The organism is Halobellus litoreus, assembly GCF_024464595.1.
Taxonomy (GTDB): Archaea; Halobacteriota; Halobacteria; order Halobacteriales; family Haloferacaceae; genus Haloquadratum; species Haloquadratum litoreum.
Map to the genome: position 1 here is coordinate 816,025 of NZ_JANHAW010000002.1, position 12,011 is coordinate 828,035.

General features: G+C 71.4%; 11 protein-coding genes. 5 read left to right on the plus strand and 6 right to left on the minus strand.

What is annotated here, in order from left to right; all coding sequences use genetic code 11:
- Positions 1-51 precede the first annotated feature (51 nt).
- The 4 genes from NO360_RS11650 to NO360_RS11665 all read right to left on the minus strand — a co-directional run bounded on the left by NO360_RS11650 (position 52) and on the right by NO360_RS11665 (position 4,983).
- Complete coding sequence (locus NO360_RS11650; RefSeq protein WP_256307978.1) at positions 52-1,809, minus strand: type II secretion system protein; 1,758 nt, start codon at positions 1,807-1,809, stop codon at positions 52-54.
- A complete protein-coding gene (locus NO360_RS11655; RefSeq protein WP_256307979.1) occupies positions 1,809-3,950 on the minus strand; it encodes a type II/IV secretion system ATPase subunit in 2,142 nt (713 codons plus the stop codon). The genes NO360_RS11650 and NO360_RS11655 overlap by 1 nt, the downstream gene beginning before the upstream one ends.
- Positions 3,951-4,042: 92 nt before the next feature.
- Positions 4,043-4,504, minus strand: a complete 462-nt coding sequence (locus tag NO360_RS11660; protein ID WP_256307980.1) for a DUF7311 family protein — start codon at positions 4,502-4,504, stop codon at positions 4,043-4,045.
- Positions 4,501-4,983 (minus strand): DUF7310 family coiled-coil domain-containing protein, encoded by a 483-nt coding sequence (locus NO360_RS11665; protein ID WP_256307981.1) that lies wholly within the window; start codon positions 4,981-4,983, stop codon positions 4,501-4,503. Before NO360_RS11665 ends, NO360_RS11660 begins: the two co-directional genes overlap by 4 nt.
- A 75-nt stretch (positions 4,984-5,058) precedes the next feature.
- Between NO360_RS11665 and NO360_RS11670 the strand changes: the two genes are divergently transcribed.
- Positions 5,059-6,147, plus strand: a complete 1,089-nt coding sequence (locus NO360_RS11670) for a tubulin/FtsZ family protein (RefSeq protein WP_256307982.1) — start codon at positions 5,059-5,061, stop codon at positions 6,145-6,147.
- 64 nt (positions 6,148-6,211) lie between these two features.
- Here the strand turns inward: NO360_RS11670 and NO360_RS11675 are convergent, their stop codons facing one another.
- On the minus strand, positions 6,212-7,558 hold the full coding sequence (locus NO360_RS11675) for an alkaline phosphatase family protein (protein ID WP_256307983.1): 1,347 nt from the start codon (positions 7,556-7,558) through the stop codon (positions 6,212-6,214).
- A 144-nt stretch (positions 7,559-7,702) separates the two neighbouring features.
- Between NO360_RS11675 and NO360_RS11680 the strand changes: the two genes are divergently transcribed.
- Genes NO360_RS11680 through NO360_RS11690 form a run of 3 tightly spaced genes read left to right on the plus strand, consistent with a single transcriptional unit; the run spans position 7,703 to position 10,423 of the window.
- Positions 7,703-8,155: a DUF5788 family protein gene (locus NO360_RS11680; protein ID WP_256307984.1), complete on the plus strand. Its 453-nt coding sequence runs from the start codon at positions 7,703-7,705 to the stop codon at positions 8,153-8,155.
- Positions 8,152-9,906 carry a DNA polymerase/3'-5' exonuclease PolX gene (gene polX / locus NO360_RS11685; RefSeq protein ID WP_256307985.1) on the plus strand — a complete coding sequence of 585 codons (1,755 nt, stop codon included), beginning with the start codon at positions 8,152-8,154 and terminating at the stop codon, positions 9,904-9,906. Before NO360_RS11680 ends, polX begins: the two co-directional genes overlap by 4 nt.
- 31 nt (positions 9,907-9,937) lie before the next feature.
- Positions 9,938-10,423: a Mut7-C RNAse domain-containing protein gene (locus tag NO360_RS11690; RefSeq protein ID WP_256307986.1), complete on the plus strand. Its 486-nt coding sequence runs from the start codon at positions 9,938-9,940 to the stop codon at positions 10,421-10,423.
- Positions 10,424-10,446: 23 nt separating this feature from the next.
- Here the strand turns inward: NO360_RS11690 and NO360_RS11695 are convergent, their stop codons facing one another.
- Positions 10,447-11,397 carry a cell division protein CdpA domain-containing protein gene (locus NO360_RS11695; protein ID WP_256307987.1) on the minus strand — a complete coding sequence of 317 codons (951 nt, stop codon included), beginning with the start codon at positions 11,395-11,397 and terminating at the stop codon, positions 10,447-10,449.
- Positions 11,398-11,719: 322 nt separating this feature from the next.
- Between NO360_RS11695 and NO360_RS11700 the strand changes: the two genes are divergently transcribed.
- Positions 11,720-12,001: a DUF5789 family protein gene (locus NO360_RS11700; RefSeq protein ID WP_256307988.1), complete on the plus strand. Its 282-nt coding sequence runs from the start codon at positions 11,720-11,722 to the stop codon at positions 11,999-12,001.
- Positions 12,002-12,011 lie beyond the last annotated feature (10 nt).

A 12,011-nucleotide genomic window follows, 5' to 3' on the forward strand; every position in this document is an offset into this window, starting at 1 on the left:
CCGTATATAAACGTTCGCGGGGCGGTCCGCGTTCGTGCTCCCGACAGTCGGTCAGAACAGCATCGAAGCGCCCAGAAACGCCACGAGATACGTCGCCGTCGCGGCGAGCAGCGCGAGACCGACCCGATAGCCGACCAGCGTCCGATCGAGGCCGCGATCCAGCCCCGTCGCCACGGTCGTGAGGATGGCCGCGAGCGCGAGGACGTAGAGGCCGACGGCCGTTCCGAGCGTCGGCGGGGAGAGGGTCGCCGCGCCCGGCGCGGCCGACCCTGCCAGCGAGGCGCTTTCGGCGTTCGTCGCGCCCGACGCGGCCATCTGAGTGGCCATCGCGACAGTCGCGCCGCCGACGAGCGGGCCGAACAGCGCGGCCGTGTGACTCAGCGTCCCCGTGATCGCCGCGAGTTCGCGTCGCGCCTCGCTCTCCACGCGTCGGAGTTCGGTCAGGTGGTCCGCCAGTCGGGTGAGAGTGTCGCCGGCGGGGCTGCCCTCCTCGGCGGCGACAGCGAGGAGCGAGGCCGTGGCGCGTGCGCGTCGACTCGGCAGGTGTCTGAGCGCGCCGTGCTCGCCGAGGAACGCGCGATAAACGTCGACCCGGAGGCGACGCTGGATCCCCGACGCCGACTCGAAGAGCTCGCTGGTCCGCCCGGTCGTCGCCGCCGCGGCCGAACCGATCGCCGATTCGACCGACTCGCCGGCACCGACGCGCCGCCCCACGACCGCCGTCGCATCCGCGAGACCGGCTTCCGTCTCGGTGACCGACCCCTGGACGGCGGCCATCGGTCGGTAGTGCACCGCGAGCGCCGCGCCGACGCCCGCGCCGAGAGCACCGATGGGGGCCGCCCACGAGGCGACGGCGGTTCCGAGGAGAAAGCCGGAAGCGGCCCCCGCCGCGGCGGCCGCCAGCGCTCGCGTCGGCCCCGACGGGACGTCCGGGTGAGCGGCCGTCACGCGGGGCGGCGCGAGCGCGATGGGTCGCCGAAGGAGCAGCCACGCGCCGGCGCCGATCAGCCCGGCAGGGAGCGCCACGTCGTAGAGGACGACGAAGACGGACGCGGGGACGGTGACCCCGCCCGCGCGTGCAGCCGGCAGCACGCCGACGAGCGCCAGCGGGAGGAGAACCCCGAACGCGTAGATCCCGCTCGCCGGACCGCGGACCGCGCCCGCGAACTCGGCCATCTCGGTCCGCGCCCCGTCGAGAACCGTCTCGAGCGCGCGGTCGAGCGCGGCGTCGCGCTCCTCCGCGGGCGCCTCGACGGCGGCCGACAGGAGCGCGACCGAGCGTTCGAGCGCGGGGAACCAGGGTCGCCACTCGGCGGTGAAGGCGTCGAACCCTGCGGTGGGTCCCGAGCGGGTCCGGTCGGCGTGCGCGCCGAGGCTCCGAGCGAGCGGCCCCCTCCCCGTCCGCGCGGCGAAGACTGCGGCGCGTTCGGGCGTCGCTTCCAGACGGAGGCGAAGCGCCGCGCGGGCGACGAGCCCCGGCGCGTCTCCCAAGGCACGCGTCCGGCGGAGCGTCGCGGCGGCGACCGGGAACCGGTGGATCACGTGCGTCGCCCCGAGGCCGACCCCCGCGGCCGCCGGGACCGACGCCGCCGCGGGAAGCGCTGGAAGCCCGACGAGGAACGCACAGAGCGCGAGGAGGGCCGTGGGAACGGCGGCGACGTACCCCGCCCGGACGACGGTGTCGGCCCGGAGGTCGCTGTCGAGAAACGCCAGCGAACGGTGTAGTTCGTCCGTCGGATCCACCTCGTTCGGATACCGACGGGCGAGCGCGCGCACGATCCGGTGAAGCCGGGAGACGGTCGCCGTCATCACAGCTCACCGCGGCGACTCCGGGCACAGTCTTCGGGCGTCGTCAGTGCGGCCGCCGCCAGGCGGTCGAAGCGAGCGGCGCGCCGTTCCAGTCGCGAGAGGAGGGCTCCGTAGGGCTCGCGCGCTCGACAGCACCGTTCGAACACCGCGCTGTCGCCGCGATCGATCGCCCCCGTCGATCGGAGCGCGCCGTCCCGGCGTTCGAACAGCGGGACGAACGTGGCGTCTTCGCCCGCCGTTCGCACCTCTTCGATCGCGGCCACGTGTCGGGAATCGCCCTCCCGCGCGCAGGTCACGACGAGGTCGGTGGCGCCGAACGAGGAGGCGGGGACGCCGAGGTCGGAGACGACCCGCTCGCGGACGGCGGCCGCGGAGTCGCCGTGGATCGTCCCCAGGACGGCGTGACCGTGCGCGCCGACCCGCATCGCCTCGTACAGCGATCCGGCCTCCTCGCCGCGGACCTCGCCGACGACCAGCGCGCCGTCGCCCAGTCGGAGTGCAGCGCGGAGCGCGTCGGTCGGAGTGAACCCACCGCGGCCGCCGCCCGATCCGCTTCCTCGGCCGCCCGATCCACCGCCTCCGCTCTCCGACCCGACTCCGCCGTCGGTGTGCAACGCCTGCACGTCGCGGCCGTGGTCCCGAAGCGCGTCGACCGGGAGTTCAGGGGTGTCCTCGATACTGACGAGTCGCGTCGTACTCGGGAGCTCCCAGAGCAGCGCCCCGAGGAGCGTGGTCTTGCCGGCCCCTCGCGTACCGGCCACGATTGTCGCCGCGCCGCGCTCGGCCGCGATCGAGAGAAACGCCGCGGCCGTGGCTGGAAGCGATCCGACGGAGATCAGCCGAGGCAGCGTCCAGGCGTCGCCGTCGCGAGCGCGGAACGCGAACCCGACGCCCTCACTCGCGGGCGCGGTCACGCCGGCGACGCGGATCCGCCGGCCCGTCTCGGCGACGACCGACGCGTCGAGCGTGGGCGAACTCCGGGAGAAGGCGCGACCGCTCTCGCGCCGGAACCGCGAGGCGAGCGACGCCGCCCCGTCGGGCGTCAACTGCACGTTCGTCGGCAGTCGCTCGCCGCCGACGACGACCCGCACCGGCGTCTCCGTCACCGGGGCCGAGACGACGACGTCGGAGATCCGCTCGTCGGCGAAGAGGTGCTCGAAGACCCCGAGGCCGTGCGTGTATCGATCCAGGACCGCGGCGAGCGTCTCCGTGGGGTCGTCGGGATCGGCGACGCGTCGCACCGCCCGTCCGGCGGCCCGCTCGCCGCCGGCGACCGAGCCGGTCGCGAGTACCTCGTAGGCGGCCGAGAGCGTTGCCGTCGCGTCGGGCTCCAATCCGTGTGCGACCGGTGAGAGATGGTAGATCGACCGCTCGGCCGCGTCGTATATCTCCGCCGTCGCGCCGGTCGGGAGCGAGGTCGTCTCGCGGCGGGTGGAACCCGGAGGCGGGAGACGGGAGACCCGGGCCCGAGCGACCGCGGGGCCGACGACGGCCCGAAGCGCCGTCTGGTAGGGATCCGAGTCGCAGTCGTCGGGAGGCGCGTCCTCGGTTGAAGCGCTGTCCCAGACGCGATCCGCCCCGGCCGCGAGACCGGACTCGGCCGCGATCCGCGCGAGTGCCCCCGCGCGCCCGGTCGCCTGACGCGCAGCAGCGAGCGGGTCCGAGCGGGCGCGCTCTGCGAGCGCTTCGTCGTGGAAGCGCGCTCGTTCGGCGAATCGCCCGGCCGCCAGCAGCAGCCCGACCGCCGCGTCGGTGTAGGCCCGTTCGTAGCCGTCGGACCGCGTTCGGACCGCGTCAACGTCGCGCGCTTCGAGCGACGAGATCACGGTCGCTCGACAGGCCGGATCCGACGCCAGATCGCCGTCCCCGGGACACTCCGAGGCGTCGACGACGAGTTCGCGCCGCTCCGAGAGGCCCGTGCCGGTCGGTTCCTCGACAGTCGGTCGACAGCGACACGCCTCGGCTCCGCCGCTGTCGACCGACTCTCGCGAGCCCCGGTCGCGGGTGTCCGCGGTTGCCGTGAGGCCCAGGGCGGCGGCGATTCCGGCCGCCGAGGTGGAGAGGTCGACGAGCCGGGGAACGAGAGTCGTGAGCGGTTCCTCGGTGCTCTCGTCGGGAGCGCGGTCGGCGTCTCGGGTCATAGCGCCGGTGGTCCCGTCTCCGTATATAAACCGTCGGGCGGTCCGCAGAGCGCAGGCGGGGGCCGCTTCGCGTCCTGCGGGTAGTACTCGATTCACCCGCGCGTGACGACGAGCGTCGGACGCCCGGCGTCGTCGACGAGGGCGACGTCGACGGCGTGCCGTCCCGACGCCGTGAAGACGACGGGGCCGTCGGGAGTGGCGAGCGGCACCGGAAGCGACAGTCCGCGGAGCCGCGTCGGAGAACCGCCGGACGCGTAGGCGACCACGGATCGGTTCCCCGGCCCGTCCGGTCGACCGCCGACCGCGACGAACGCCGGACGCGCGGCCGTCAGCGACGCCTCCGGAAGCCGGATCGCCACGCGGCGGCCGGCCGCGCGCGCCCGCCTCGGCACGGCGTCCTCGCTGGCGGCGAGGTGCTGGCCGGCCCGTTCGATCCGATCGATCGCCCCCTCGAGTTCGGCGTCGGTCCGCCCGGCCCGCGCGTCGTCGACCGCCGGGAGCGCGGCCGAAAGCGTCGCCAGCGTCAGGACCGCGGCGACGACGAGCCGGATCACCGGAACGCGTCGCGGAGCCGCGCGGCGAGCGAGCCGTCGCTCGTGGTTTTCTTCCGGCTCTCGTCGGGGTCGCCCGTGAGGCAGCCCGAAACGGCAACGCGGTCAGTGCCGTCGCCGACGCTCGGATCGCTGACGGGATCACCGTCGGCGGGTGCGGAAGCTCCGGAATCGTCAGTTCGCTCCGGCGAGTTTGCCCGCTCCGTCTCGGGAATTCGGTCTCGGATCAGCCCGCGCTCGCCGTCCTGAAGCGTCCGTTCGAGCGTCTCGACCTTGGCGAGCGCCACGGACGCGCGCCGCTCGACGGCTTCGTCGACGGCGTCGACCCCGTCGAGGAGGCCGCGGACCGCGTCGAGTTCGGCTTCGACGGCCGTCAGCCGGCGGTCGACCGCGTCGAGTCGGTCCTCTCGGGCGGTCGGACGTTCATCGGTCCGAGGTGCCGCGTCCGTCGGGACCCCTGCGGAATCGTGATCGTTCGCCATACCCCCCGTGGTCCCGGGATCACATATAAACGCTCGGCACCAACGTTCAAGGGCCGTTGCTGTGAGACACGAGGTATGAAGTCCGTCCTGATTGGCGTCGGCCAGGCCGGCGGGAAACTCGCCCGCGAACTGGTCGAATACGACGAGCGGATGGGATTCGGCGCCGTCCGCGGCGCGGTGGGTATCAACACCGCGAAGGCAGACCTCCGCGACCTCCCCTTCGAGACCGTCCTGGTCGGCCAGGACCGCGTGAAGGGCCAAGGGGTCGGCGGCGACAACGAACTGGGTGCGGAAGTGATGCAGGCCGACATCCAGGAGGTCCTCGCTTCGCTCGACGGCCGCGTGACGGCCGGAACGGAGTCGATATTCGTCGTCGCCGGCCTCGGCGGCGGCACCGGCAGCGGCGGCGCGCCGGTCGTCGCGAAGGAGCTGAAACGCATCTACGACGTTCCGGTCTACGGCCTCGGGATCCTCCCCGGACGCGACGAGGGCGCGATGTACCAAGTCAACGCCGGCCGGTCGCTGAAGACCTTCGCTCGGGAGGCCGACTCGCTGCTGCTCGTCGACAACGACGCCTTCCGCTCGGCCGGCGAGAGCGTGACCGAGGGCTTCGATTCGATCAACCGGGAGATCGCCAAGCGCGTCGGCCTCCTGCTCGCCTCCGGCGAGTCCGTCGAGGGGGTCGCCGAGAGCGTCGTCGACTCCTCGGAGATCATCAACACCCTCCGAAACGGCGGGATCGCCGCGCTCGGCTACGCGTCCGCGGAGGCCGCTCCCGACGCCGAGGGCAACATCAACGCCGTGATGAGCACGACGCGTCGCGCGCTGCTGACGGGGTCGAGCCTCCCCGACGCCACCGACGCCGACGCCGCCCTCCTCGTCGTCGCCGGTGAGCAGGACGCCATCCCGCGGAAAGGCGTCGAGCGCGCCCGCCGCTGGGTCGAAGAGGAGACCGGAAGTCTGCAGGTCCGCGGCGGCGACTTCCCGCTGTCGAGCGGGCGCCTCGCGACGCTGATCCTGCTCGGCGGCGTCGAGCGCTCCGACCGACTGGAGGCGTTTATGGAGCGCGCGAAAGACGCCGAAGCGGCGGAGGCCGCGAACCGCGAAGAGCGGGCGGATCCCGGGGTGCAGTGGGGGAGCGACGAACTCGACGACCTGCTGTAGGGCGCGGGCGGTCCGTTCGAATCCGTACGTGACCGAAGAACGAAGAACCCCGGCGGGATGCCGGCTACAGCCGGAGGCTCGCGCCGTCGAACTCGGCGCGGGCGTAGTCGACGTCCATCAGATCGAGGATCGTCGGCGCGATGTCGTAGAGGTCCGCCTCGGTGATTTCCACGTCGGGGTCGTCGACGAACAGCGACGCGTTGTCGAAGCTGTGCATTCCGTTTCGGGGGCCCTTCCCGAAGACCTCCTCGTGGCCCTTGAAACCGGACTTGAGGTCGAACCCGTGGGCGGGGACGACGACGAGGTCCGGCGCGATGTCGTCGTGGTCGCCGCGGAAGGCGTCCTCCTTCTCGACGACGCGGTCCGCCACCTTCCGGCCGTCGGGGCCTTCGAGCGCTTCCAGTTCGGCTTTGAGTTCCGCTCGGACCGCCTCGTACTCGTCCTCGGGGACGCTGCCCCGCGGTTCGCGGCCTTCGAGGTTGATGTAGAACCGCCCCGGGATGAGCGAGTACGCGCGCGTGTCGTCGGCGATGTCGCCGAGTTCCTCGTGGTCGTCGTCCTCGTAGGAGAGCCAGCCCTGCTCTTCGAGCCAGGCGTTGCAGTGGACCTCGTGGTCCAGCGACGTGAAGCCGTGATCGGAGGCGACGACGAGCGTGACGTCGTCGGGCAGGGACTCCCGAATCTTCCCGACGTACTCGTCGACCGCCTCGTAGAACTCGAGGAAGGCGTCTTTGTTCTCGCCGTCGCGCTCGTAGTCCTCGAAGAGGAAGTGATTCACCCGGTCGGTCGTCATAAACACGCCGAAGAAGAGGTCCCAGTCGTCTCGATCGATGACCGAAGAGAACGCCTCGTACCGTCGGTCGAGCGTCTCGTGAGCGTTCTCGACGAAGTCGGATTTGTCGTCGTCGTGGCCGAGTTTGGCGTTGACGTCGATTCGGTAGTCCATCGCGTCGAGTTCGTCGCGGAACTCCTCGGGGTGGGCGGCCTTCTTGACGCCCGGCGAGAGGAAGCCCGAGACCATCCGCTGGACGTTCCGCTGGGGCGGGAACGTCACGGGGACGTTCATCACGCTGGCCTGTCGGCCGTCGTCGGTCACGCGGTCCCACAGGCGCGTCGCCTGCACGTCCCGGCCCATCGGGACGTAGGTGTCGTACGATCCGTTCTCGCGGTCTTGGAAGCCGTAGACGCCGGTTTCGCCGGGATTCACGCCGGTCGTCAGCGACGGCCAGCACGCCGAGGACTCCGGCGGCACGATGCTCTCGATGGGGCCGGCGCTGCCCTCCTCGGCGAGCGCGGCGAAGTGCGGAAACCTGTCGGGGTTATCGGCGAGGAGACTGAAGGGTACGCCGTCGATACCGATGAAGGCGACGCGCGGATGGTCGTCTCCGCGAAGCCGGTCGAACAATCCCATACGGGTCGTATGCCGCCGTGAGTCATAAGAAGTTTCGTCTCCGCGCGAACTGCCGCCGTCTCGGACGAGGACCGTGACAGTCGTGCGACACTGGGCGGCGGCGAAGGAGCGAAGTAGACGCCGCCGTAAGACACGGCAAGAGCCGTGAAGGAGTTCGAGCGAAAGCAACTGCTGGAGCGCGTCAACCGAGAGGGCGCGACGGTGGGCGCGGAGATCCCCGACGAGATCGACGTACAGGGCGAGGAGATCGCACTCCGGGAGTTCGTCTTCGAGATCAAACGCCGCGACACGGTCCCGAAAGGCGACCGCGACCGGGTCGAGGAGGCGAAGAAGAACCTCCGACGGGAGCGCTTACAACGCCTCCAGCGGATCGAGGACGGCGACATCTCCTACGAGGAGGGCGAGCGACTCGCCGAGAGCATCGTCGGGATCGACCGCGCGCTGAACGCGCTCGAACAGTTGCGCCCGGTCGACCTCGAACAGGAGGCCGAGGTGCAGCAGACCGCCGACCGAAAGCGCTGGATGCGCTTCCTGAAGCAGGCCCTGGGCCGCGGGGACTCCGGCGGCACGGGCGGCCGGAGCGGGGGGCGACCGTGACGCGAAACGCCGAGGTCGCGCGCCGCCTCGAGGAGTTCGCGGACCTGCTCGAAGCCGACGGGGTCGAGTACAAGCCGAACGTCTACCGGCGCGCCGCCGAGAACGTCCGCGAGCACACCGAACCGGTCGAGGAACTGGCTGCCGAGGGCGAATCGGCGGTCGAGGAGATCGACGGCGTCGGCGACGCCATCTCCTCGAAGGTCGTCGAGTACATAGAGACGGGCGAGATCGGGGAGTTAGCGGAGCTACGCGAGAAACTGCCAGTCGACATCGAGGCGCTCACGCGCGTGGAGGGCGTCGGCCCGAAGACCGTCGGCGCGCTCTACGAGGCGCTCGGGATCACGACGCTCGACGAGCTCGCCGAAGCGGCCGAAGCGGGCGAGATCCGGGAGGTGAAGGGGTTCGGCGCGAAGACGGAGGAGAACATCCGCGAGAACATCGCGTTCGCCAGGCACGCGACGGAGCGCGAGCGCCTCGGCGACGCGCGCCCGCTCGCCGACGACGTCCTCGACCACCTCCGAGAGCAGGAGGCCGTCGCGCAGGCCGAGGTGGCGGGGTCGATCCGGCGGTGGCGAGACACCATCGGCGACGTCGACGTCCTCGTGGCCGCGGAGTCGGGCGAGCGCGTCGTCGACGCGTTCGTCGAGTGGCCGGCGGCGGCCGACGTCATCGAGGCGGGCGAGCACAAGGCGAGCGTCCGCGTCGACGGAATCCGCGTCGACCTCCGCGTGGTCGTCCCGGGGGAGTTCGGCGCGGCGCTGCAGTACTTCACCGGCAGCAAGGACCACAACGTCGAACTCAGAAACATCGCGATCGACCGCGGCCTGAAGATGAACGAGTACGGCGTCTTCGACGTCAGCGGGGTCGACGACCCCGACGCCGACCAGCGCGTCGGCGAACGCGTCGCCGGCGAGACCGAGGCGTCGATGTACGCGGCGCTGGAGCTCCCGCTCGTCGCCCCGGAGATCAGGGAGGGAACCGGCGAGGTCGACGCCGCGCGCGAGGGGACGCTACCCGACCTCCTCGAGGCGGACGACGTCCGCGGCGACCTCCACACGCACACCGACTGGTCCGACGGCCGCGCGACGCTCGCCGAGATGGTCGCGGCCGCCGCCGAGCGCGGCTACGACTACTACGCGGTGACGGACCACGCGACCGGGCCGGGGATGGTCGGCGGCATCGGCCTCTCGGCGGCGGAACTCCGGGAACAGGCCGAGGCTGTCGACGAGGCTCGGGAGGAGTTCGGCGACGACCTGACGCTGCTGCACGGCGTCGAGACGAACGTCGACGCCGACGGCGGCCTCTCGACCGACGACGGCCTGCTCGCCGACCTCGATCTCGTGGTCGCCTCGCCGCACGCCGCGCTCGGGCAGGACCGCGAGACGGCGACGGATCGGCTCGTTCGCGCCGTCGAACATCCGAGCGTCGACATCTTGGGCCATCCGACGGGACGGCTCATCAACGAGCGGGAGGGACTCGACCTCGACGTCGGCCGGATCGCCGAGGCGGCCGCCGCGGCCGGGACGGCGCTGGAGATCAACGCCGACCCCGCGAGGCTGGATCTCCGCGGCGAGCTCGCCCGCGTCGCCGTCGACGCCGGCGCGACCATCGCCGTCGGTACCGACGCGCACGCGCCCGGAGCGCTCGACGCCATCAGGTACGGCGTGCACACGGCCCGCCGGGGGTGGTGTGAGCGCGCGGACGTGCTGAACGCCCGCGACGTCGACGAACTGCGCGCGTTCCTTCACTGAATGATGCCGGATCGATTCCGCACCTGAGACGATGTCCGAACGACTCCTCCTGGACGCGATGCTCGGCAAACTGGCGACGTACCTTCGGATGTGCGGTTACGACGCCGCGTACGTGCTCGACCGGGACGTCGCCGACGAGCAGTCGGGAACGGACGGGGACCCCTCCGACGACGACATCGCGGCCTGGGCGGAACGCTCGACGCGAACGCTGCTCACGCGCGACGTCGACCTCGCGGCGCGCGTCGACGACGCTGTGCTCCTGTCCTCGCGTGACGTCCGCGAACAGCTACGGAGCCTCTACGACGCGGGGTACGAACTCTCGCTCGAGGATCCGCCCCGCCGCTGCAGCGCGTGCAACGGCGTCCTCCGCGCCGTCGACGCCGACGAGTCGCTGCCGGCGTACGCGCCGGATCCCGCCGAAACGTACTGCTGGCGCTGCCGGGAGTGCGGGCAGGCGTTCTGGAAGGGAAGCCACTGGGACGACGTCGCCGCGACGCTGGCGGACGTCAGGAAGTAGGGACGGCCGACGAGGGGACCGGATCAGCGTCGGCGCTTCGGCGACCACTCTTCACAGGGGTCCATATCGTCCATCAGTTCCTCGTGGGCGCCGCAGTAGGGTTGGATTCCCGAGTCGGTGCGGACGTACTCGAAGTGCGCGCAGTTGCCGCAGTAGGTGTCGGCGGCGTCGTAGTTCGCCGCCCGCCCGTCCGCTGGACTCGACGGCGACGAGCGCGACCGAGCGCCGGACTGCCCGTTCGTCGGTTCTGGGGCGCTCGGGCCCGCAGGTCCCGAGCGGGGGGTCGCGTCGGCCGAGTCGTCCAGCGGCGAGGTGATCGACTCCGACTCCGTCCCGCCGTCGGAGGCGGTGCCGCCGGTTCCGCCTCCGCCGCCGGTCTGCGTTTCGACGTCGCCGTCGGGGGTACCGCCGAAGAAGCCGATGCCGCCGAGGCCGCCGCGGGAGCGTTCGACGGGCACGTACTTCGTCTCCTGCTTTCGCGTCACGTTCACCATCGCGGTACCGCCGGGATCGTTCCGCGTCTTGAAGTTCGCCACGCCGGCGAACAGACACCAGAAGGTGAGGATCGCGCCGAGGAAGTAGACGCCGACGGTCAGGAGCGTCAGATCCGGTTTCCCCGCGCCGCAGAGCGACCCCGACCACTGGCAGGGGTACGCGTGGGTGAAGAGCGCCACGCCGACCACGGCGATGCCGGCGCCGACCACGGCCGCGGCCTTCGTGAGCCGTCCCGACGGCAACACGGCGAAGATGCCGAGGAACACCGCGGGAACGCCGATACCGGCGAGGACGCCCCCGAGTTGTCGCTTGGCCGTCAGCGCCGCCAGGTCCGTGCCGTAGAGGAGATCGGTCGTGGCGACGACGATCCCCGAGACGACCAGGAGGGCCCCGGCGAGAAACAGCCCCAACCCGAAGAGCAGTCGGCGGAGGCTCGCCCCTGTTTGCTTTCCCCTGTAGACCTCCGAGAGACTGGGCATACCGGTACTTCGGGAGCACCACACAAAACGATGCGTCAGACGGACGCACGACAGGTCGGCAATCGCAGTTACGTGAGGTCGTCGATCGCATCGACCACGGACGAACGCACCCCGGCGGGCGGGCGAACGCACCTACGACGGGCGGACGAACGTATCTACGACGGGCGGACGAACGTATCTACGACAGGTCGCCGAAGCACCTGTGACGGGCGGCCGGATCTCCCTCCACCGAAAGGGACGAACTCGCAGGTCGCGGCGGGTACGCAAGCGGGTGTCAGGGCGTGTCGAAGGGATTAATGTCGGCGGTGGCAAATCCAGGCGTATGGCAGACGAGGAGGAATCCGAGGGCCCCGTCGTCGAACTGGGCGAGGAGACGCCCGTCGAGGGACAGCCGCTGGCGCGCGTCGCCGCGCGGCTCACCTGGCCCCACGAGACGAGCCGGATCGTCGAACAGGAAGGCGACAGCGTCATTCGGACGCCGTCGGGGCCGCAGACGCTCGAAGACGTGCTCGAAGACGTCGACGAGACCTACTTCGACTCCCGGCAGACCTTCGTATCGCTGGTCCGGGACGTCGTCGGCGACGGTCCCGTCGAGACCGAGTAACACCGACCCG